Raw genomic sequence first — 338 nt, 5'->3', positions numbered from 1 at the left:
GATCAGCTACAGAGTAATGCACCTGACGGGTAATACTAAATTGGTTTTGATGGTAGTTATCGATTACTTTTTGACTACTGCTGGCAAGTGGTATTGGATATAGGAAATTAAGGTGAGCATCATTAACACTGATGCCCTTTTTTAAGATTTCGAGAATGCCGTTCTTTTTGACCAGTCGATCAAGGACATTGAGAATTAAGACTTGCCAATCATTGGGATTGTACTTGATAATCTTATCAAGCTCATCCTGTTGGCTGGCGTGTAAGAATTGCCAAAACTGAGTTGTATCGATAGCATACTGTTTATCGAAATCTCTTGGATCGCCAATCGTATAGCCG

1 pseudogene is annotated in these 338 nt (G+C 39.3%); it reads right to left on the bottom strand.

Going from position 1 to position 338, the window contains the following annotated elements:
• Nucleotides 1–338: pseudogene (locus AAEZ03_RS26440) on the bottom strand (type I restriction endonuclease subunit R); the annotation flags it as partial.

The organism is Pseudomonas sp. HY2-MNA-CIBAN-0224 (genome assembly GCF_040310285.1).
Taxonomy (GTDB): Bacteria; Pseudomonadota; Gammaproteobacteria; order Pseudomonadales; family Pseudomonadaceae; genus Aquipseudomonas; species Aquipseudomonas helleri.
The sequence above is the reverse complement of the archived record's forward strand: the minus strand, read 5'-3'. Positions and strand labels throughout refer to the sequence as shown.